Source organism: Micromonospora sp. RL09-050-HVF-A (genome assembly GCF_019374995.1).
Lineage (GTDB): Bacteria > Actinomycetota > Actinomycetes > Mycobacteriales > Micromonosporaceae > Micromonospora > Micromonospora antibiotica.
This window is the reverse complement of record NZ_JAGKQP010000002.1, coordinates 1,623,393-1,645,109: the sequence shown is the minus strand read 5'-3', so window position 1 is coordinate 1,645,109 and position 21,717 is coordinate 1,623,393. Positions and strand designations below refer to the sequence as shown.

Below are 21,717 nucleotides of genomic sequence, written 5' to 3'. Positions count from 1 at the left end.
ATAGATCATATACGATTTCTTCGATCGCGGCCGGGAGCGGTGAGGGGGCACGGTGCGCATCGCGTTGTTCGTCACCTGCCTCAACGACGCGCTCTTCCCGCGCGTCGGCATCGCCACCGTGACGGTGCTGGAGCGGCTCGGCCACACCGTGACCTTTCCCGCCGGGCAGAGCTGCTGCGGCCAGTTGCACGCCAACACCGGCTATCCGGGCCCGGCCCGCGCGCTGGAGCAGAGCACCGAGGCGGCGTTCGCCGGCCACGACGTCGTCGTCTCCCCGTCCGGTTCCTGCGTGGCCCACCTGCGGGCGCACACCCGACTGCCGGTGTACGAGCTGTCGGAGCTGCTGGTGGACGTGCTCGCGGTCACCGACGTGGGGGCCCGCTTCCCCTACCGGGTCACCTATCACCCGACCTGCCACGGGCTGCGGATGCTGCGGCTGGGCGACCGGCCGCTGCGGCTGCTCGGCGCGGTGCGTGACCTGGAACTGCTGGGCCTGCCCGAGCCGGAGCAGTGCTGCGGCTTCGGGGGCACCTTCGCGCTCAAGAACGCCGCCGTCTCCGGTGCCATGCTCGCCGACAAGTGCGCCCACGCGGTGGCCACCGGGGCCGACTACCTGGCCGCCGCCGACAGCTCCTGCCTGGCGCACATCGGTGGTGGTCTGGCCCGCCGGCCCGGCGCCCCGCGACCCGTCCACTACGCCGAGATCCTCGCCGCGACCGGGGCCGGAGCGGTGGGATGAGCACCCGACACCCCCCGCCGGGCCGGCAGTTGCCCATCGTGGCCGTCACCCCGTTCCCCCGGGCGGCGGCCGGTGCGCTGCGCGACGCCCAACTACGGGCCAACCTGGGCCGGGCCACCCGCACCATCCGGGAGAAGCGGGCCGCGGTGGTGGCCGAGGTGCCCGACTGGGAGCAGCTGCGCGACCGGGCGGCCCGGGTCAAGGACGACGTGCTCGACCGGCTGCCCGAGCTGGTGGACCGGTTCACGCGGGCGGCCACCGCCGCCGGGGCGACCGTGCACCACGCCACGGACGCCGCCGCCGCCAACGCGGTGGTCACCGACCTGGTCCGGGCGCAGGGCGTCGACCAGGTGGTGAAGGTCAAGTCGATGGCGACCCAGGAGATCGGCCTCAACGAGGCGTTGGCGGCGGCCGGGGTGACGGCGGTGGAGACCGACCTGGCCGAGCTGATCGTCCAACTCGCCGACGACACCCCGTCGCACATCCTGGTGCCGGCGATCCACTACAACCGGGGGCAGATCCGGGAGTTGTTCGCCCGGCGGATGCCCGGCTTCCACGCCGACTCGGACGATCCGGCGGTGCTGGCCGGTGCCGCCCGGGACTATCTGCGGCGTACCTTCCTGGCGGCCCGGGTGGCGATCTGCGGGGCCAACTTCGCGGTGGCCGAGACCGGCTCGTTGGTGGTCGTCGAGTCCGAGGGCAACGGCCGGATGTGCCTGACCCTGCCGGACACCCTGATCGCCGTGGTCGGGGTGGAGAAGCTGCTGCCCCGCTTCGCCGATCTCGGTGACTTCCTGCGGCTGCTGCCGCGCTCGTCGACCGGCGAACGGATGAACCCGTACACCTCGATCTTCACCGGGGTGACCCCCGGCGACGGGCCGCGTCGGCTGCACGTCGTGCTGCTGGACAACGGCCGACGCCGGGTGGCGGCCGACCCGGTGGGCCGGGCGGCGTTGCGCTGCATCCGCTGCTCGGCCTGCCTGAACGTGTGCCCGGTCTACGAGCGGGTCGGCGGCCACGCCTACGGCTCGGTCTATCCCGGGCCGATCGGGGCGATCCTGTCGCCCCAGCTCACCGGGCAGGACGCCGGCCACAACGCGACCCTGCCGTACGCCTCGACGCTCTGCGGGGCCTGCTACGACGTCTGCCCCGTCAAGATCGACATCCCGGCCATCCTGGTCCACCTGCGCCAGACGGGGCCGAAGCCGGCCGCCGAACGCGTGGCGATGGCGTGGCTCGCCTGGACGATGCGTGACCGTCGGCGGTGGCGGGCGGCGCTGCGGGCGGCCCGCTCCGGCGGCCGGCCCCTGCGGGTGCTGGGCCGGCGGCACGACGGGCGGCTGCGCCGCGCCCCGTGGCCCCTGTCGGCGTGGACGACGCACCGCGACGCCCCACTGCCCGCCGAGGAGTCCTTCCGCGACTGGTGGCACCGCACCCATGACTCCTGAGCTGACCGCGCTCTTCGTCGCCCGGGCCGGGGACCACCACGCCGGGGTGCACCCCTGCACCCCGGCGGAACTGCCCGGGCTGCTCGCCACCCTGCTCGCCGGGGCGACCGCCGTGGTGCTGCCGCCCGGGACACCACCGCAGTGGACCACCCGGCTCGGCCCGCCCACCCTGGCCGGCGACACGCTCACCGCCACCGAGCTGGACGCCCCCGGCCTGTCCGTGCTCACCGGCTGCGCACTCGCCGTCGCCGAGACCGGCACCCTGGTCCTCGACGGGGGCGCGGCCCAGGGCCGCCGGTTGCTGACCCTGGTCCCCGACCACCACGTCTGCGTGGTCCGCGCCGCGCAGATCGTGGCCGACGTGCCCGACCTGGTGATCGCGCTGCCCGACCCCACCCGCCCCCTGACGATGATCTCCGGCCCCTCCGCGACCAGCGACATCGAGCTGAACCGGGTGGAGGGCGTGCACGGCCCCCGCCGCCTCGATATCGTCTGCCTCCCCCCGGGGTAGCCGGGCCGGGCCCACCGGACCCCGCCATGATCGCGCTCGATCCGTGTCGTAGTGGCATCCGGCCGCGCGACGGAGGGGACCACCTCCGGGATCGAGCGCGATCAAGCGGTTCCCGCCACGGACCGGCAGCGCGGGCCACGAGCGCACCCCGGCTACCCTCGCCGCCGTGGACGCTGTGGAGATCGAAGCACCCGTCGTCGCGGTCACCGTCTATCCGGACCGGGCCCGGGTCACCCGCCGGGGGAGCACCCGGTTGACCGCCGGGGAACACCGGATCCGGATCGCCCCCCTGCCGCTGCGGCTGCGCCGGGACTCCCTGCGCACCGGGGGCGGGGGCGCGGTCACCGTCCTCGGGGTGGAGGTGAGCACCTGGCGGCAGCCCCGCAGCACCGACGGTCAGGTCGACGCGCTCACCCGGCGGGCCCGGGAACTGGCCGACGCCCTGGCCGAGGTCGACGACGACGCCGAGGTCGAGACGCAGCGACGACAGTTCCTCACCCGGCTGGCCGACCGGGCCGGCGGCACGTACGCCCGCACGCTGGCCGCCGGTGACACCGCCCCGACCGACGTGGCCACCTTCGCCGACGCGGTGGCCGCCCAACTCGCCGAGTCCCACCGCCGTCGACGTGGGCTGGCCCGGCAGCGCACCGAGCTGACCGAGGAGTTGGCGGCCGTCGAACGGGAGCTGGCCGCGAACGGCAAACGGGAACCGGACCGGCTGGCCGCCGAGGTGACGGTGGCGGTGGACGCCGACGACACCGACGTGGACCTGGAGCTGAGCTACCTGGTCGACGGGGCACGCTGGGAATCCTCCTACGACCTGCGGCTGGTCGAGGAGACCATGACGGTCACCTGGTTCGGTCTGGTCACCCAGGACACCGGCGAAGACTGGCCGCAGTGCGCGCTGCAACTCTCGACCGCCCGGCCGGCGGTGGCTGCCGGCGTACCCGAGTTGTCGCCCTGGTATCTCGACCGGGTCCGGCCGGTGCCGGTGCCCCGGACGGCGGCGAGCTTCGGCGCACCACCGCCCCCCGCGCCCGCCGCCGCCCCGGCCGGTGGTGGTGGGGTGGCCCGCGCGGGCGCCCCGCGCCCCGTGGTGCGGGAAAGCGTGGCCGAGGTCGAGCAGGGGGTCACCGCGGCCACCTACCGGCCGGCCCGCCCGGTGGCGGTGCCCGCCGACGGCAGCGCCTACCGGGCCGTCATCGCCGTGCTGGACCTGCCGGTCCGCCTCGACCACGTGACCGTGCCGGTCCGGGCCGCCGAGGCGCACCTGCGGGCGACGGTCCGCAACACCTCGGCGCACACCCTGCGCGCCGGCCCGGCGGCGGTCTTCCACGGTGCCGACTTCGTCGCCGCCACCCGGCTGCCGACGTGGGCGCCCGACGAGGAGACCGAGCTGGCGCTCGGGGTGGACGACCGGGTCCGGGTGGAACGGGAGCTGACCCGGCGGGCCGACACCCGGGCCACCCTCGGCTCCACCCGGCGGCGGGACGTGGAGTACCGGATCAGCGTGGCCAACCACACCCCCCGGCCGGCGACCGTCGAGGTCCACGACCAGCTGCCGGTCTCCCGCGACGAGGCGGTGGCGGTCCGGGAGGCCGCCCTGACCCCGCCGCCGGACGAGCGTACCGAGCTGGGCGAGCTGACCTGGCGGTTGCGGCTCGGCCCGGGCGAGAGCGGCGAGATCACCCTCGGTTTCCGGGTCGAACTCGGCAAGGGGGTCGACCTGGCCGGCTGGCGGGAGTGACCGCCGCTCCCGCCGTGACCCGCCCGGCCGGCCGGGCGGGTCACGGCGGTCACCCGACGGCCGTCACGGTGAGCGCGGCGACCGACGGGTGGGGCCGCCCCTGCGCGTCGTCGATCGCCACGGCCAGCCCGCCGGTGGCCCCCGGCCCGGTGGGCGTGACCACCCGCAGGGCCGGGCCGCCGTCGACCCGGGCCACCGTCTCCCCGTCGCGCACGGTGACCGCGAGCCGGTGGGTGGCCGCCGGATCCAGCGCGGCCTCGGCGACCACCCGGCCGGCGCGCAGCAACGCCACCCGGCCGTGGGCCACCCGCACCGACACCGTGGCGTCACCGTTCACCCCGACCAGCACGGTCACCGTGCCGCCGTCGGCACGCAGGCCACGCACCGTGGCGTCGGCCGTGTAGCCGGTCCAGTCCGCGCTGGCGTACGCGAGCAGGGTGCCGTAGGCGCGGCGGGGGCTGTCGGCGGGGAACCGGCCGCCGGTCAGCGGGGACAGGTCGGTCATCGGCTCGCCGTGCTGGTCGCGCCAGTCCCAGGCGCGGGCGAACGGGTCGGTCACCCCGGCCGGCACACCCGTGCGTTCGACGACCGCGCTGACCAGTTCGGCGGCGTCGGTCGTGGCGTACACCTCGGCCCGCTCGACCTGCCCGTCGGCCGCCGACCGGCGGCTGCCCGGTTGCGGGGCGAGCGACTTGTTGGTCAGCGCGCCGACGAACCGGGCGGCGATCAGGTCGCGGCTGAACGCGGCGGCCTGCGGGTCGGTCGTCGCGTCCCCGATCTCGGAGAACGGGTACGCGAACAGGCGCGGCCGGGGCAACCCGTGGGTGGTGAACGCGGCGAACATCGCATCGAAGTCGGCGGTCAGCCGCTGCCGGTAGGCGGCCAGGCTCTCCTGGGTGCCGGTGGTCGGCTCCCACCGCCGGTGGGTCAGCGGGGAGCCGAGCCGCCCTGGCGCGGTCTGCACCCGGGTGTGCAGGTCGTGGGTGTGCGCCTGGAAGTCCCACCGGCCGGAGCGGCGCATCCGGTCGATCTCCGCCCAGCTCAGGTAGTACGGCCGGTGGGTGCCCACCTGCCCGGTGATCAGGTAGGAGGCGGCCACCATCCGGTGCCGGCGCAGGATCGGGTCGGCGTACGACCACAGGCCCCGGGTGCCGTCGTCGAAGGTGAGGTAGACCGAACGGGCCGGCACCTCGCCGCCGCGCAGGTAGTCGACGTACTGGGCCGAGGAGATCGTCCGGTAGCCGGCGGTGCGCAGTGCGGTGAGCTGGGCGTCGAACGCCTCCGGGGTGACCACGTAGTGTTCCCGGCCGCCCGGCGTGGTCGCCGCCGGGTCGTCGCCGTGCGGTCGGATGTCGTGGTAGGCCACCACCACCGGCGCGGCCCGCTCCGGCAGCCGCCCGGCCGTCTCGGCGAAGCGGCGCAGGTCGGCGGGGTCGACCCGGGTGACCGGGGTGTCGTGCTGCCCGCTGACGTGACGGCGCAGGTCGGCCAGGTACCAGGACACCCCGAAGGGCGCCGCCACCACCAGCAGGGTCACCAGCGACAGCAGTCCGCCGAGCGTGCGGGGCCACAGCCGGCTCACCGGAGCACCTCGCCCCGGGAGAAGACCACCGCGTAGAGCAGCACCAGCACCGCCGCCCCGGCGAGGGTGAGCGCCACCCGGGCCAGCCGGCTCAGCGACCGCCGCCCGGCGTTCACACCGTGCTCCGCGACCACACGCCACGCCGGATCGTCCCCACCGACCAGGGCAGCAACCAGGACAACATGGTGGCGGAGAGCACGCTCATCAACGGCCGGTACGCCCAGCGCGGGTCACCCGGGTTGTCCAGCCGGTAGGCCAGCCCCCACGCGGTGCCCTTGAGCAGCACCCCGCACAGGTAGAGCAGCGGCACCGCCCACCAGCCGCGCAGTGGCGCCCAGACCAGGTGGGAGAAGGCCATCGCCGGGGCCAGCGCCACCCACAGCGCGTGTCCGTAGTAGAGCGCGGCCGGGCCGGGCCCCCGCCGCCACATGAACGTGCCGGTGAAGAACAGGTTGCGCACGTAGCTTTTCTTCCAGCGGGTCTGCTGACGCAGGAACGGCCGCAGCCGGGCCGGCACGGTGGTCCACACCTTCGCCGAACGCACGTAGCCGACCCGCCAGGCGCGGGGCGGGTGGTCCTCGTCGCGGATGAACGGCGAGTCGGCGAAGCGCGCCTTGAGCCGGTCGCCGATCCAGCGTTGCCCCAGCACGTAGCCGGTGAGCTGCCGGTCGGTGGCGAACCGGAACTCGCCGCCGAGGAACCGGTCGGCCGCCCAGGCGGGCAGGTAGTTGAGCACCGCCTCCCGCCGGAACACCGCCAGCGGGCCGGAGACGCAGGTGACCGCCCCGAACGACGCCTCGGCAGCCTTGGAAACCCGGAACTGGCCCTCGTACCAGACGTCCTGGACCCGGGTGAGCAGCGACTCGTCGGGGTTCAGCGCGCGGGCGTGGCCGCTGACCGCGCCGAGGTCGGGTTGCCGCAGCAGGGCCTCGACGCAGCGGCCCAACGCGTCCGGGGCGAGCACGCAGTCGGAGTCGGTGAAGGCGAGCACGTCGCCGGTGGCGTACCGGGCGGCGTGCACCAGGGCCCGCTTCTTTCCGACGTTGCGCGGCAGGTGCAGCACGGTGGCCGGGAGTTCGGCGGCCAGCCGGTCGAGCACCTCGGCGGTGCCGTCGGTGGAGCCGTCGTCGACCACGATCACCTGCAACGGGCGGATGTCGCTGCCGGTCATCGACCGCACGCACGCCTCGATGCCGTCCGCCTCGTCCTTCACCGCCACCAGCAGGCTCACCGTCGGGGCCGGCGGCAGCGGCGGGAAGGAGGCGGTGTGCCGGGGCTGCGCCGGGGCCTCGGCGGGGTCGACGTAGCGGGCGTAGGCCAGGTAGAACACGGCGACGGTGGCGGTGAGCACGGCGAAGCCGTAGAACGCCAGCAGCGGGGCGTACGGCAACTGGGGCAGTTGCCGGGCCAGCAGCACGATCAGCGGCAGCAACGCGAGCACGGTGAGCAGCCGGCGCAGGCCACGCCGGACGGGGGCGGTCACCGGCATCTCAGACGACCTCCCGCCGGGGCAGCCCGGCCAGCCGGTAGGTGGCGTCGAGCACCATCGGCTGCCCGCGCAGCCACGCCTCGTCCAGGCCGGACTGGCGGGTGTGCACGACCACCAGGTCCCACTCCCGGTCGGCCGGGTCGGCGACCCGGTGCAGGGTCTGGCCGTCGGGGGTGCGGACCGTGTCGACGAGCTCGTCGACGAAGCCGACGTCCGCGCCGGCCCGGACCAGCTCACCGATGATCTCCAACGCCGGGGACTCCCGTACGTCGGCCACCCCGGGCTTGTAGGTCACCCCGGCGAGCAGCACCCGGGCGCCGAGCAGGGGGCGGCCGGCCCCGGCGAGCAGTTCCCGGATCCGGTCGACGACCCGGCGGGGGCGGGCGGCGATGCCCCGCATCGCGGTCTCGATCAGGGGCGCCTCGCGGCGTTGGCCGCGTACCTGCCACAGCAGATAGTGCGGGTCGCAGGGGATGCAGTGCCCGCCCACCCCGGGGCCGGGCTGGAAGGCCATGAACCCGTACGGCTTGGTGTCCGCCCCGTCGATCACCTCGGTGACGTCCAGGTGCAGGTCCCGGCAGAGGTCGGCGAACTCGTTGGCGAGGGCGATGTTGACCGCCCGGAAGGTGTTCTCCAGCAGCTTGGTCATCTCGGCGGCCTCGGGGGAGCCGAGCCGGTGCACCAGGGGGGTGATCCGGGACAGCGCGGCGGCGGCCCGTGCGGTGCAGTCCGGGGTGGTGCCGCCGACGACCCGGGGGGTGAGTTCCTGGCGGTGCCGGTCGTTGCCGGGGTCGACCCGTTCCGGGGCGAAGGCCACGAAGACCTCCTGCCCGACCCGCAGGCCCCGGGCGGCCAGCGGCGCGACCAGCAGCTCCCGGGTGGTGCCGACGTAGCTGGTGGAGGTGAGCACGATGGTCTGGCCGGGGCGGGCGTGGGCGACCACCGCCGCGCAGGCCGCCCGCAACGCGGCGAGGTCGGGGGCGAGGTGCCGGTCGACCGGCGTGGGTACGCAGATCAGCACCGTGTCGGCGTCGGCGATCTCACCGACCGCGGTGGTGAGGCGCAGCGCGGGATCGGTGGCCCGCAACGTCTCCCGGAGTCGGTCGTGGTCGTCGTCGAGCAGGTCGGCGCGACCGGCCCGGATGTCGTCGAGCCGGTCCGGTGAGATGTCCACCCCGATCACCCGGGAGCCGCTGGCGACCAGGGCCAGGCTGGTCGGCAGGCCCACGTAACCGAGGCCCACCACGGCGGTACGCGCCCCGGGGGCGGCGGTGGCGGTGGCCGGCTCCGGTGGCGCGGCCGGGGCCGTCGGGGCGCTGGTCGGGACGTCGGACCGGGCGGCGGGCAGAAGCTGCGACATGGTCGGTGACCCTCACGGACGGTGAACGGGGATGACCCAAGAGTGCGACTAGCCCACCCCCGTCGGCTGTCCGACGAACAGTCGTCACGAAGCGAAAAGGCTACGGTCGGTGACTGTCCTTTCGGTCAGTTTTCGGCGTGTTACCTGCCCGGAAGCGGTGTTGCCACCTGGAAGTCCTGACCGGCGGTGGTCTCCGGCGCATCATGGGTCCCGCCCGTCCCACCGCTGTCACCGGTCGGTGCGGAGTAAGAATCATCACTGGCGGTGAGCCGTCGATCGTGCGCAACCCGCCGGGGCCGGCGGTCCGACCGGTCGGCCGTTCCCCGGCTCCACGGCCCCGCGTGTCGCCCCGGGAGCGCCCGGGCGGGACGGGTGCGATCCGGCGATCCGTGTGGTTCACCGTCTCTGCCGCCGCCTGGGGCGACGGGCGGGCGTGGTGTCGCCCGGCTGCTCCGACGGGTACCCCGGGCACCCCCGTCGATGGTCACCCACGGTGACGCAGCGGTGCCGGCTGCTGGGTGCCGCCGCGTGACGGGACGACGGCCCGGCTTTGTCGCCCGGGTGGGCTAGCCTCCGGTGTCTTAACCCACCGAGCCATGGGGTGTCCACATGGGATGGTCAGAGGTGTCGGGTGGCTACCAGGTCACTCTCCGCGATGGTGATGTCGTCGCCCGGAACGCCAAGGGACGGGAACTCCGTTCCGTGCCGGCGTCCCTGCGCGACGATCCGACCGTGGTGGGGCTGCGTCAGCTCACCGAGTGGCTGACCCGGCACGAGGGCCAGTGCCGCACGGACATCGAACGCTGGATGGTGCGTTCGCTGCCGGTGCCGGTCGCGGTCCTGACCGAGGTGTGGCCGGACGAGGCGTGGCGCACCGCGCTGACCGACCTCGTCGTCGTGGTGCTCGACGACGACGGCCACCGGGACCCGGACGGCGTGGGTCTGCTCCGCGAGGTCGGCGACGGTCAGGTCGGGCTGGTCGACCTCGACGGTGACTCCGTCCGCCGGGCCGCCCGACGGATCGTCATCCCCCACCCGGTCACCCTCGACGACCTCGACGACCTCCGGGAGTTCGCCGCCGAACTCCAGGTCCGCCAGTCCGTCGACCAGCTCTTCCGGCAGACCTGGGTCCGGGGGCCGCAGGTCGACGCGACGGCGACCCGGTTCGGCGACTACGCCGGCGGCCGGTACGACCAGCTGCGCCACCTGACGGCCCGCGCGACGAAGCTCGGCTACCCGGTGCGCGGCGGCAACGCGGTGTGCCGGATCGTCGAGGACGGGCGCACCGTCGAGGCCCGGTCGTGGGTCGGCGCGGAGGACCCGTACTTCGAGACCGAGACCGGTGACCTCGTCTTCACCGACCGGCACGGCACCGCCCTGCCGCTGGGCGCGGTCGGCCCGGTGGCCTGGTCGGAGGGAACCCGGATGGCCGCCGCGCTGTACGCCGGCCGGGTCGTGGCAGCAGAGCAGGAGGAGGACCGGTGAGCATCGACGCGATGGACCTGTTGGAGGCGGGCGCGGTGCTGCCCGTCGGCACGGTGGTGGCCAAGGACGACACCACCGACACCCTGACCGCCCGCCGGTACACCCACCCCGTCCTCGCCGGACGGACCGTGGTCCGGCTGGTCAGCGAGGCGCTGGGCGAGGCCGAGGACCTGTCCATGGAGTTCCTCGGCTTCGACCGGCCGCAGCGGGTGACCCCGGTCGGCGTGGTCCGCCAGCAGGCGCTCGGCTTCCCGGCCTGGGCGCTGGTCCACGACCCGGCCAACGGGCACCACGCCCTGGCCCTGGTCAAGGAGATCGAGCGGCTGGCCCGTACGGCGCGCTCCCGGGTCGGCCCGGCCAAGGACGGCTTCAACGCCCTCGGGGAGCGGCTGGCCCGGTCGGTGCCGCACTTCCTGCCCACGTTCTACGAGGAGGCCGGTCGGGCGTTCCTCGCCGCCGACAGCGTCACCCACGCCGCGAGCATGTTCGGCAAGGCCCGCGACGCCGAACGCGCCTACGGGCTGACCATCGACGAGGACCGCCAGCACGCCGTGTTCCTGGAGTTCGCGCTGGCCGGGGCGCTGACCGCGAAGGCGCTCTCCGGTCACGCCCGGGACCTCGCGACCCGGCGTTCCGCCGCCGACGCGTACGCGATGTTCCTGCGGCTGTGCGTGGAGCGCACCCTGGGTGGCCTGCCCCCGTACGCGGCGATGCACACCGACCTGCGCCGGCTGGCCCGCGCCGCCGGGCTCGACCCGGCCGCCGAGGACGAGCGGGTACTCGGCGAACTGTTGGCCGCGCCCGCGCTCAACCGGGCGCCGGAGGCGTTCTGGAACGCCTACCGGGCGTCGTTGGCCCGGCTCGCCGCGAACGATCCCGCCCTGCGCGGCCGGCTGCTCGGCCTGACCCCCCAGCACTGCGGCGACGACGTCTGGCTGGAGGTGCTGGAGTCGGCCGGCGCCACCCAGGCGCTGACCGGGCCGGCGGGCGGCGTCCCCGCCGAGGCCGAGTCGCCGGACGGACCCGCCGGCTGGCTGCGCCGCTTCGACGAGCACCGGGAACGCCGCTCGTGGCGGGTCCGCAAGCGGCACCCCGGGCTGCTCGCCCTGGTGGACCGGATGGCGGGACGGCTCAAGGCCGACGGGGTGCCGGTCGTTCTCTGCCGCGCCCACGACGCCGTGGACCTCGACCTGCTCGACACCTGCCTGGCGCTGGGGGTGCCCGTCGCGGATCCGGCCGGCGACGTCCGGCACCGGCTGGACAACTGGTTCTCCGACGACACCGACGGCCGGCGTGACCTGGTCGCCGTCGCCGCCGACCCCCGGTTCCTGCCGATGCTGCTCGAGGGCGTCGAACGGCGACTGCGCACCGGCGCGCGCGACCAGCGCGACCCGACGCCCCGGGTACGGGAGATCGTCGCGGTGCCCGGCCTGCGGACCGCCCTGCGCAGCTGGCTGGACACCCTCGCCGACGCCGTCGGGCGGCAGGGGTTGCCGACACTCGACCAGCACCTCGACCGGGTCGGTACCGTCGCCTGCCCGACCGGCTTCGCCGTCAACCCCGACGCGGTACGCCGACTCGTCGACCACGACCTCGGCCCGGTCCTCGGCCGTACGCTGCGCTCCGGCCTGCTCGACGAGTACGGCTGGCCCGCCCTGGACACCGCCGCCGAACGGCTCACCGAGTCGACCACGGACGTGCAGCTCACCGGGCAGTGGCCGAACCTGTTGCTGCTCACCGGCGACCTGGTGACGGTCATCGGGCCGGACGCCGTGGAGCAGGAACACCTGATGCGGATCCCGGCCGGGGAGAACCGGTACCGCTGGCGGCTGGTGCTGCGCCACGTCGACGGGCAACTGCTGGTCTGCTGGGACCGGGGCCGGGACCGGGCCGCCTACTGGAGCGGCACCCCGGACGACGTCTTCACCCTCGCCGACGACGCCTTCACCACCTACCCCCAGCTGTCGCTGCCGCTGCCCGGCGGCGGGCGCACCATGGGGCGGCGTCCGTTGCGGGTCGGCGACCGGGCCGAGCGAACCGGTGGCCGGGTCATCAGCGACGGCACCACCTACTGGCTACGCGCCGCCGACCACCCGCTGGGCTGGCAGGAGTACGACCCCACGACGGGCGAGCGTGGACGGTTCTCCCGGCCGACGTTCTTCGAGGACGGCACCGTCGACGGTCGACCCCTCGATGCCGGTGCGTCCTGGCTGCGCCCCACCGAGTCGTCCGACAGCCCGCTGGGCCGCGCCGACGGGCTGGCCGGCTGGCGGGTGCGGCGCGGGGCGGACGGCGGCTGGTCCGGCGAAGCCGTGAACGGGCGGTCCTTCGCCCTGCCGGCGGGTGCCGCCGACGGCAGGCTCGCGGCGGCGGTGCGGTTCCCCGGCGCGGACACCACCTTCGGACTGCTGCACGGTGGCCGGGGCGCCAACGGCGAGCTGCTGCTCTGCGCCGAGGACGGCTTCCTGCTCGGGCGCTACCCGTCCGGCGGTGAGCGGTCCGCCTTCGCCGCCGGCAGCCGGCTGGTGCCGCCGCCGGAATACTGGCACTTCCTGCGCCCCCGCGACGAGGTCGGCTCGGCGGCGCTGCGCGACGTCACCGACGCGCAGGCCGGCGCCCTGCTGGCCGACGCGGCCGGGCTGGACGCCGCCCAGGTGCGGGCCCTGGTCGGCCGGCACCTGCCGCAGCTCACCGCGCCCGCCCTCGTCGCCGGGGTCGCCGGGCTCGTCACCCGGGCCGCCGAGCAGGTGACGCGGCTGCGGACGCTGGCCGCCGTGCTCGACGGCGAGCAGGACAACGCGCTGCCGGCGCAGGCGGCCCCGACCGGGTCACCGGCGGTCGACCGGCTGCTCTCCGAAGGGCTCGCCGGGCTGATCCAGTACTGCTACGCCGCGGAGGACAGCTCCCTGCGGCTGATCTCCCGCGCGGGCGCCGCGCTCACCGGCACCGACCCGACGCCTGCCGCCCGGGTCCAGCTGGACGGTGACCTCGACTGGTTCGACCTGCTGGGGGTACTGCCGGCCGCGATGTACCGGGCGGTGGCCCCGATCTGCCTGTCCGAGGTCCGTGAGGCGCTGCTGACGCTGCTGGAGGTGTGCGCCCGTTCCGGGCTCCTCGCCCCGGGCAGCCGACTGCGGCGGGTCACCCTGGTCGCCGACGGCAACCAGCCGCTCGACCACGTCCGGGGACAGGTGCTGACCGAGGCCGGCCGGCGGTTGCTGGTGCTCGCCGTCGACACCGACGACCGTGAACTCGACGTGCTCGACTGGACGCCGACCGGACGGTTCTCGGCGGTGTCCGGCTTCCGGATCACCGAGGAGCGGATCCTGCCGACCGGTGACGTCACGCCGCAGCGGATCGACGAGTTCGTCCGGCTCGCCCGGGCCAACGAGCCGATGGAGTGGCAGCCGGAGTGGGCCCGCACCCTGTCCGACGCGGCGGGCATGAGCTACTCCGAGGCGGTGCTGCTGCTGGCGGGCCTGCCCCGGCTCGTGTGGGAGAGGGCCCCCGCCGAACTGCTGACCATCCTGGAACTGCCCGACCCGGCCGCCCCCGCCGCGGCGGCCCGGTTCTGGGGCACCGGCGGTCGCGGCCGGCAGGTCTTCGCCAACCTGCTCGGGCGGCTGATCCCCGAGGACGCGGCGCGGCTGTGGGTCGACGGGCCCCGGCAGGATCTGATCGTCGAGGAGTGGGTGCGGCGGCACGGGCCACGGCGACCCGTGTCCGACGAGTTGATCGTTCAGGTGGACCGGGCCGGGGTGACCAGCCCGCTGCCGGCCTCGACGGTGCTCCACTGGGTCGCCAACGCGGCCACCGGCCGCTGGCTGGCCGGGTCCGGCACCGGTGTCGACGACGACGACGCGCTGATCGCGCTGACCAGGACGCTGCCGTGGCTGGCGTACCACCTGGCCGTCGACGACCCGATCCGGGCGGCGCTGCCGGTCGCCGCCGACCTGGCCCGGCAGCGGTTGGCCGACCCCGGCTTCACCGTCTTCGTCGGGCACGTCGACGGCACGAAGCTGCCGGCGTTCACCGCCGCGTTCGGCCTGCCGGTGACGACCGGCCCGGCCGGCACCGAGGTCGGCCCGGTGCTGATCCCGCCGACCGACCGCTGGCACCGGGTCCGGTTGTACCCGTCCCGGCTGTCCGCAACGGACGATCCGGCGGTGGCCGTGCTGCGGGCCCGCCTCGACCACGTCAACGAGCAGCTGCTCGCGGCGCTGCGGGCGCTGGTCGGCGGCCAGCTCACCGAGGTGGTGTCGCACGTCGTCCCGGCGATGGACGACGGCTTCGCGCAGGACCCGACCCGGTCCGACCCTGAACTGGTCGCCACGGTCGCCACGACGCTCGGGCTGGGTGCCGACGCCGCGGCGCTCTACCTGCAACTGCTCGCCCTGCCCGACCCGACCGACCGCAACGTCGCCCGGTGGACCGGCTGGAAGCCGGCCCGACTCAAGGCGGCCCGCGCCGAGCTGGCCGCGACCGGTCACGTCGTGGTGGCGAAACGGCCCCGGGCCGGGCGGTCGCTGTTCCTGCCCGGCGGCTGGTTGGCGCTCAAGGCGCCGCTGCTGCCGCTGGAACGGTGGAAACTCCCGCTGCTGATCGGGGGCGAGGGTGGCGTGACCGCCCTCGGCATCGTCTCCCCGGTGGCCCCACCGCCCCGCCTGTTCGCGCTCGCCTGGGCCCGGCTGCGCGACGGCGACGTACCCCGCTTCGACGATCTCGTTACGGAAGGCCGCCGATGACCACCACGACCACCCCGACGGCGCGTCAGGTCGAGCCGGCCGAACACGCCCACGCCACCGAGCTGGCGTTCCTCGCCGCGTACGACGACGGGGCCCGGCCGCCGGGCTGGCGGTTGACCCCCCGTGCCGTCGTCACGTTCATCGTCGGCAGCGCCGGTGTCCCGCTGGAACTGCCCCGACAGGCCCGCCGTGACGACCTGCCCCGCACCCTGACCGTGGCCGCCAAGTTCGTCGGGGAACGGGCACTGGTCGAACGCTGCGTCGTCACCCTCGCCGGGGAGCGGGGCCTGCTGCTCGTCGGCGAACCGGGCACCGCCAAGTCGATGCTGTCGGAGCTGCTGTCCGCCGCGATCTGCGGCAGCAGCGAACTGGTCGTGCAGGGCACCGCGGGCACCACCGAGGACCAGCTCCGCTACGGCTGGAACTACGCGCTGCTGCTCGCGCACGGGCCGAGCGCCGCCGCGCTGGTGCCGTCGCCGATCCTGTCCGCGATGCGTACCGGCGCGGTGGCCCGGGTGGAGGAGATCACCCGCTGCCTGCCGGAGGTCCAGGACGCGCTGGTGTCCATCCTGTCCGACCGGCGGATCGCGGTGCCCGAGCTGTCCGGCACCGCCGACGCCACCGTCCCCGCCGCGCCCGGGTTCACGCTGATCGCCACCGCCAACCTGCGTGACCGGGGGGTGTCGGAGATGTCGGCGGCGCTCAAGCGCCGGTTCAACTTCGAGACCGTCGGCCCCATCGGTGACCTGGCCCAGGAGATCGCCCTGGTGCAGCGGCAGGCCCGCGCCACGCTGGAGCGGGTGCAGGCCCCCTTCGCGGTCGACGAGGCCGTGCTGGAGGCCCTGGTCACCGCGTTCCGGGACCTGCGCGCGGGTCGGTCGGTCGAGGGCTGGGAGGTGGAACGGCCCTCCACCGTGATGAGCACCGCCGAGGCGGTGGCGGTCGCATCGTCGCTGGCGCTGGCGGCGGCCTACTTCCCCGGCGACCGGGACGTGTTGTCGCTGCTGCCGGGTCACCTGCTCGGCGTGGTCCGCAAGGACGACCCGGCCGACGGGGCCAAGTTGCTCGGCTACTGGGACGGCGCGGTGCGGCGGCGGGCCGAGGACGGTGCGCGGCTGTGGCGGCAACTCTGGGAACTGCGCGATGTCCTCGCCGACTGAACCGCCGTCCCCGGCCGGGCCGCCGTCGCCGCGCGCCGCGCAGGTGCCCGCCGGGCCACCGGCGGAACCGGTCGACCCCACGGTCGCGGTCACCGCGCTGGCCGGGCACCGGCGGCCCTACCTGATCGGGGTACGCCACCACTCGCCCGCGCTGGCGGTGGCCCTGCCCCGGCTGCTGGCCGGGTACCGGCCCGAGGTGCTGCTCCTGGAACTCCCACCGGAACTCGGCGAGTGGCTGCCGTGGCTCGCCGACCCGGCCACCACCGCCCCGGTGGCGCTGGCCGGGGTGGTCGGCGAGGGCGGGGGACCGGCGTTCTACCCGTTCGCCGACTTCTCCCCGGAACTGGTGGCGGTGCGCTGGGCCGCCCGTAACGGGGTTCCGGTCGTACCGTGTGACCTGCCGTTGGCGGACGCGGCCTGGGGGGAGCGCGAGCCGGGTGCCGCCCCGACGCCGGGCTTGTCGTTCGCCGACGCGCTGCGCGCGGCGGGCAGCGGGCGGGCCGACGAGGACCTGTGGGACCGGTCGGTCGAGGCCCGCGCCCCGGGCGCCGACCCGGAGGCGGTACGCCGGGCGGCGCTCGCGGTCGGCTGGGCGATGCGGGCCGACGCCGAACGGGGGACCGGGGTGTCCCCCCTCGACCTGCGGCGGGAGGCATGGATGCGGCAGTGCCTGGCGGAGGCGGGGCAGCGTCGGGTCGCCGCCCTGGTCGGCGCGTTCCACGCCCCGGCGCTGCTGACCGGTGCGCCGGCCCCGTCCCGGGCCGGGCCGGCCGGTGCGTCGTCGGTGGTGACGTCGCTGGTGCCGTACACGTTCGGGTTGCTCGACGCCCGGTCGGGCTATCCGGCGGGCATCCGCGATCCGCAGTGGCAGCAGTCGGTCCTCACCGCCGCCGGCGACCCCGCCGCGGTCGAGTCGGCCACGACCGCCGCCGTGGTGGCCGTCTGCGCGGCGATCCGGCGGGCCGGCCACCCGGCCGGTCCCGGCGAGGCCCGGGAGACGGTCCGGCTCGCCCTCGACCTGGCCCGACTGCGCGGCCTGCCCGCACCGGGCCGGGGTGAACTGGTCGAGGCGATCCAGAGCGTGTTGGCCCACGGCGAGGTGCTCGGTCGGGGTCGGGCGGTGGCCCGCGCGATGGAGGAGGTACTCGTCGGGGACCGGCGCGGCGCGCTGGCCCCCGGTGCCCCCCGCTCCGGGCTGGCCCCGGCGGTGCGGGAACTGCTGGCCCGGTTGCGCCTGCCCGGGGCCGGCGACCCAGCCAGGGAGCTGCGGTTGGACCCGCTGCGTTCGCCGCTGGACCGGCGGCGGGAGATCACCCTGCACCGGCTGACGGTCTGTGGCGTCGGCTACGCCACGCCGGTCGCCGGCACGGGGGTCGGCGGGGTCGACCCGGTCACCACCCGCTGGCGGGTGGAGTGGTCGCCCCGGACCGAGGCGACCATCGAGGTGGCCGGGCTGCACGGGGTGACCCTCGGCCAGGCCGCCGAGGGCGCGTTGGTGCAGCGGCGACGGCGGGAGCGGGCCGAGGACGGACCGACGGTGACCGCCCTGATCGCCGGGCTGGAGGACGCCGCCCGGTGCGACCTGGCCGGGTTGGCCGCCCGCCGGCTCGCCGAGGTGGCGGTCACCGTACCGGCCGAAGGCACCCTCGGTGAACTGGTCGCCGCGTTGGCGCTGCTCGACCGGTTGCGCCTCGGCCACCTGCCAGGCACATCGGAGCTGCCGGCGGACGAACTGGGCCGGGTCGTCGAGGCGTTGGAGAGCGCGGCGGTCCGGCAGGTCGACGGGCTGCTCGGCGCCGAGGACGTATCCGACGCGGAGGCGTTGGCAACGCTCGCCCAGCGGGCCGACGTCGCCGGGGCGGGGCTGCGCCTGGCCGACTGCCTGGCCCGGCTCGCCACCGGGGGTTCGCCGCTGATGGCCGCCGCCGCCGGGGCGGTCCAGGTCCTGCTGGGCCTGCGGGAGCCGGCCGCCTACGGACGGCTCGTCACGTCCTGGCTGGACACCGCGACGACGCCCACCGGACGCCAGCAGTTGCAGGGCCACCTGACCGGGTTGCTGGTCGCCGCCGAACCGCTGCTACGGGCCAGCGACGAGGTGCTCGACGGGCTCCTGGAACGGGTCGAGACCCTGCCCGACGAGGAGTTCCTCATCCGGCTGCCGGCGCTGCGCGCCGGCTTCCACGTGGTCAGCCCGGCCGGGCGGGACCGGCTGCTGGACGTGGTCCGGGAACGACTGGACGACACCGGTCCGACCGCCGACGTCGCGGTGCTCGACGACCCGGACGCCCTGCTGGTCCGGCTGCACGCCGACGCGGCGGGCCGCCGGGCGCTCCTGGCGCAGGGTCTGCTCGCCGCCGAGCCGGCGGACCCGTCGCCGCAGCCGCCGACGGTCACCGACGCGACGCGGCCGGCCGTCCGGCGTACCCCGGCCGGTGGGTTGTCGACAGTGGACCGGTGGCGGCTGGTGCTCGGCCGGGAGTCGACCCGGGTCGGGCCGCGCGCCCGCCGCTACGCCACCGCGCTCGACGAGCTGTACGGGGCCGGCCGGGGTGAGGGGGCCGGTGCCGAGGCGGCCGGTCGCGCCGGCCGGGAGGCGTCCTTCCCCGGCGTACGGGAGTGGGCGCAGGAACTGTCCGCCCTGTTCGGCCCCGGGGTGCGCGAGGAGGTGCTGGCCCGGGCGGTGGAGGCGGGCCGGCTGGACGCGGTCACCGAACTGGACCCGGCGGCGGTGCGCCCGTCGGTCGAGCTGCTCCGTGACGTGCTCACCCTCGCCGGTGGGCTGCCGGAGTCCACGGTGGCGCGGCTGCGCCCGCTGGTGGCCCGGATCGTGGCGGAGCTGACCCGGCAGTTGGCCGCCCGGCTGCGCCCGGCGTTGACCGGGTTGACGACCCCCCGCCCCACCTACCGGCCGGGTGGCCCGCTGGACCTGCCCCGGACGCTGCGCGCCAACCTGACCACCGCCCGCCGCGACGGGCAGGGCCGGGTGACGCTGGTGCCGGAGCGGCCGGTGTTCCGGACCCGGGCCCGCCGGGGGGTGGACTGGCGGCTGGTGCTCGTCGTCGACGTCTCCGGCTCGATGGAGGAGTCGGTGATCTGGTCGGCGCTCACCGCCGCGGTGCTGGCCGGTGTCCCGGCGCTGAGCACGCACTTCGTCGCCTTCTCCACCGAGGTGGTGGACCTGACCGAGCGGGTGGACGACCCGCTGGCCCTGCTGTTGGAGGTCAGCGTCGGCGGGGGTACGCACATCGCGGCCGGGCTGCGCTACGCCCGGTCCCTGGTCACCGTGCCGCAGCGGACGATGGTGGTGGTGATCAGCGACTTCGAGGAGGGGTACCCGATGGGTGGTCTGCTGGCCGAGACCCGGGCGTTGGTGGAGGCGGGCTGTCAGGTGCTGGGCTGTGCCAGCCTGGACGACACCGGCCGTCCCCGCTACTCGGTCGCGGCGGCGGGTCAGCTGGTCGCGGCGGGGATGCCGGTTGCCGCGTTGAGCCCGCTGGAGCTGGCCCGGTGGGTCGGCGAGCAGGTGCGGCGGTGACCGGCCTGCCGCCGGTGACCGCGCCGGTGCTGGCCGAGGCCCTGGAGGCGCTGCCCGCCCGGCTGCGCCGCAAGGTCGACGACGCGGTCGCCCGGGCCGCTGGCTGGCCGGTCACCGGCACGGACGGCGGGGCGACGGTCCGGGTCGACGAGGCGACCACGGTGACCCTGGTGACGGCCGACGGGGTGGTGCGCCGCGCCGCCGACGCCCGGTGCAGTTGCCTGCTCGCGCCGAACTGCCTGCACCGGATGGCGGTGCTCGCCCTGGCCCCGGTGGACGACGCGGCCCCGGTGGACGACGCGGCTGCCATGAACGACGCGGCCCGGGTGGACGACGCGGCCGCCGGCCGGCCCGTCGATCCGGCTTGCGCGACCGAACCGCCCGCCGGGGTGACCGGTGACGCGGTGGCGGAGGGTGCCGGGTCGCCGCCCGCGCCCACCGAGCGGCAGCGGGCCGCCGCCGACGGGCTGTGGCAGGTGGGCGTGGCGGTGCTCGGGGCGGGGATCGTCGGCTGCGGGGTGGTGCTGCGGACCGCCCTGCTGCGGGCGGTGCACGAGGCCCGGGCCAACGGCCTGCACCGGGCTGCCGCGGCCGGCACCCGGGTCGCGGCCGGGCTGCGGGCCGCCCGGGAGGGCGAACCCCAGCACCGGCTGGCCGACCTGACCGACGACCTGCGGGAGCTGCTGGCGGTGTCCCGCCGGCTGCGCGGGGAGACGCCGGCCGGTGACCTCGGCGCGTTGCTGGGCACCGCCCGGCGGACCTACGACCCACAGGCCGGCCTGCGACTGTACGGGCTCTGCACGGTCCCGGTGGTGGCCGATTCCGGGTACGCCGGGGTGGTCACCTACCTGGCGGACCGCGACGGTCGACTCTGGACGGTCGCCGATCTCGCCCCGGGTGACGCGGGCCGGGCCGCCGGCGCGGGTGACGCGACCGTGGCGGTGGGCGAGTCGGGGCTCAGCCACCGGCAGCTCACCCGGGCCGGGCTGGTGGTGTCCGGCGGCACCGCCTCGGAGTCGGGGCAGTTGGGTGCCGGGCGGGCGGTCCGGGCGGCGCGGGCCGCCGGGGTGGGCTGGGCCGAGGAACCCCTCGCCGGGCTCTGGGCGCAGCCCCTGCCCGACCAGGTCCGGCGGGCCTTCGGCGCGGTGACCCTGCCGTTGCCGGAGCGCCCGGCCGGTGCCGACCTGCTCTTCCTGACCGTACGGGTGCTGGGTGGGCACGACCACACCGTCCTGGTCGACACCGCCGACGGGGCGGTCCTGACGCTGACCGTCGCCGACGAGCACGCCGCCCTGCCGCACCGGGCCAACCTGCGCCTGCTGGGGCAGGCGGTGGGGGCGCGGCTGCGCCTGGTGGGTCGGCTCGATCCGACCCGCCGGGCGACCGTCCAGGCGCTCGCCGTGGGACCGGTCGACGACGACGGGCCGGGGCTCACCCTGCCGGCGAGCTGGGCGGGTCACGCCGATCTCGGCTACGACCGGCTGCACACGAGCCAGCTCAGGACGGGGGACGCTGCGGCGGTGCCACCGCCCGACCGGCTCGCGGCCCCGGACCCGGCCGTGCCGCGTCCCCGGCTCGGCGATCCCGCCCTGGAGTCGTTGCGCCGGCAGGTGGAGCGGGTCGTCTCGGGTGGCCGGGCGATCCAGGCGTTGGCCGACCCGACGGAACGGAAGCTGCGGCTGGCCCGCCTGGACCTCGGCGCGCACCTGCTCGCCGCGATGGGATCGGCGGCCCGGGCCCGACCCCGGGATGCCTTCGGGCGGCTCACCGACGACGACGGGCAGGCGTTCGCCGCGTCCTGGCTGGCGTTGGCGGTCTACGAGGAGGCGGCGGCCCGGGCGTCGGCGGAGGCGTCCTGGCTGCCGTGACCGTTCACGCCCGGCCGGGTCATCCGTCTGTCGGCCCGGCCCCGCCCG

12 protein-coding genes are annotated in these 21,717 nt (G+C 75.8%); 9 read left to right on the top strand and 3 right to left on the bottom strand.

What is annotated here, in order from left to right:
• Positions 1-52 precede the first annotated feature (52 nt).
• The 4 genes from J7462_RS07385 (at position 53) to J7462_RS07370 (ending at position 4,445) form a co-directional block, all read left to right on the top strand.
• Positions 53-739, top strand: a complete 687-nt coding sequence (locus tag J7462_RS07385; protein ID WP_208566784.1) for a (Fe-S)-binding protein — start codon at positions 53-55, stop codon at positions 737-739.
• Positions 736-2,187, top strand: coding sequence for a lactate utilization protein B (locus J7462_RS07380; protein WP_219462954.1), 1,452 nt, complete (start codon positions 736-738; stop codon positions 2,185-2,187). The genes J7462_RS07385 and J7462_RS07380 overlap by 4 nt, the downstream gene beginning before the upstream one ends.
• Entirely contained in the window at positions 2,177-2,698 is a 522-nt protein-coding gene (locus J7462_RS07375) for an LUD domain-containing protein (protein WP_219462952.1), read from the top strand. The genes J7462_RS07380 and J7462_RS07375 overlap by 11 nt, the downstream gene beginning before the upstream one ends.
• Positions 2,699-2,864: 166 nt before the next feature.
• Entirely contained in the window at positions 2,865-4,445 is a 1,581-nt protein-coding gene (locus J7462_RS07370) for a DUF4139 domain-containing protein (RefSeq protein WP_219462950.1), read from the top strand.
• Positions 4,446-4,494: 49 nt separating this feature from the next.
• Here the strand turns inward: J7462_RS07370 and J7462_RS07365 are convergent, their stop codons facing one another.
• From J7462_RS07365 to J7462_RS07355, 3 genes are all read right to left on the bottom strand, one after another.
• On the bottom strand, positions 4,495-6,027 hold the full coding sequence (locus J7462_RS07365; RefSeq protein ID WP_219462948.1) for a polysaccharide deacetylase family protein: 1,533 nt from the start codon (positions 6,025-6,027) through the stop codon (positions 4,495-4,497).
• A gap of 112 nt (positions 6,028-6,139) precedes the next feature.
• On the bottom strand, positions 6,140-7,516 hold the full coding sequence (locus J7462_RS07360) for a glycosyltransferase (protein WP_219462941.1): 1,377 nt from the start codon (positions 7,514-7,516) through the stop codon (positions 6,140-6,142).
• A 1-nt stretch (position 7,517) separates the two neighbouring features.
• Positions 7,518-8,876: a nucleotide sugar dehydrogenase gene (locus J7462_RS07355; RefSeq protein WP_219462938.1), complete on the bottom strand. Its 1,359-nt coding sequence runs from the start codon at positions 8,874-8,876 to the stop codon at positions 7,518-7,520.
• 609 nt (positions 8,877-9,485) lie between these two features.
• On the opposite strand from J7462_RS07355, the gene J7462_RS07350 reads away from it, so the two are divergent.
• Genes J7462_RS07350 through J7462_RS07330 form a run of 5 tightly spaced genes read left to right on the top strand, consistent with a single transcriptional unit; the run spans position 9,486 to position 21,669 of the window.
• Positions 9,486-10,361, top strand: a complete 876-nt coding sequence (locus tag J7462_RS07350; protein ID WP_208566777.1) for a DUF4132 domain-containing protein — start codon at positions 9,486-9,488, stop codon at positions 10,359-10,361.
• A complete protein-coding gene (locus J7462_RS07345) occupies positions 10,358-15,106 on the top strand; it encodes a hypothetical protein (protein ID WP_219462932.1) in 4,749 nt (1,582 codons plus the stop codon). Before J7462_RS07350 ends, J7462_RS07345 begins: the two co-directional genes overlap by 4 nt.
• A complete protein-coding gene (locus J7462_RS07340; RefSeq protein ID WP_208566775.1) occupies positions 15,103-16,266 on the top strand; it encodes an AAA family ATPase in 1,164 nt (387 codons plus the stop codon). The genes J7462_RS07345 and J7462_RS07340 overlap by 4 nt, the downstream gene beginning before the upstream one ends.
• A complete protein-coding gene (locus J7462_RS07335; protein WP_219462930.1) occupies positions 16,250-19,801 on the top strand; it encodes a DUF5682 family protein in 3,552 nt (1,183 codons plus the stop codon). Before J7462_RS07340 ends, J7462_RS07335 begins: the two co-directional genes overlap by 17 nt.
• The gene (locus J7462_RS07330) at positions 19,798-21,669 is read left to right on the top strand and encodes a hypothetical protein (RefSeq protein ID WP_219462928.1); all 1,872 of its coding nucleotides are present in this window, start codon (positions 19,798-19,800) and stop codon (positions 21,667-21,669) included. The genes J7462_RS07335 and J7462_RS07330 overlap by 4 nt, the downstream gene beginning before the upstream one ends.
• The last annotated feature ends 48 nt before the right edge of the window (positions 21,670-21,717 follow it).